The organism is Vibrio sp. 1727 (genome assembly GCF_033344415.1).
GTDB lineage: Bacteria > Pseudomonadota > Gammaproteobacteria > Enterobacterales > Vibrionaceae > Vibrio > Vibrio alginolyticus.
Genome location: NZ_JAWPOT010000391.1, coordinates 1 through 629 on the forward strand (window position 1 = coordinate 1; position 629 = coordinate 629).

1 protein-coding gene is annotated in these 629 nt (G+C 50.6%); it reads right to left on the minus strand.

The annotated features are described in order from the left end of the window. A partial coding sequence (locus R8O10_RS25930; protein ID WP_318192058.1) for an N-acetylmuramoyl-L-alanine amidase occupies positions 1–629 on the minus strand: 629 nt, incomplete at both ends.

Sequence of the window (629 nt, forward strand, 5' to 3'; positions counted from 1 at the left end):
TGGTGCGCGCGTTGGAACAGCAGTTTCTCTTCTGTTGGGTTAGAGATAAATCCAGTCTCTACAAGGACCGATGGAATTTGTGGCGAACGCAATACTGCCAGACTAGTGTTGATTGGCTTGGTGTTGTGTAGATGCGCGACGCGTCCCATTTCACCCAAAATTTCGGTCGCCAACTTGTAGCCTTCTTTTTGCGAATGGCTGAACTGGAGATCGAGCAAAGTTTGGTTCACGTTGCGGTCTTTCGTGTTCGTGACAAATGCATTGCCAGAACCACCGAGCAGCTCAGACTGTTTCTCGTGGTTCTCAACCCAACGAGCAATCTCAGTGTTTGCGCGACGCGTATTCAATACGAATACCGATCCCCCACGAGGTTGTGGTGACGTGAACGCATCCGCGTGAACTGAGATTAACAGGTGCGCATCATTTTCGCGGGCAAATGCAACACGGCGGTTTAAGTTAACAAAGTAGTCACCGGTACGCGTCATGCGCGTTTTGATTCCCGGCGTCGCATCAAGTTGCGCTGCAAGCTTACGAGAAATGCTCAGTACCGCGTCTTTTTCATACTTGCGACGAGATGGACCAATTGAGCCAGGGTCTTCACCACCATGACCAGGATCGATCACGATCAA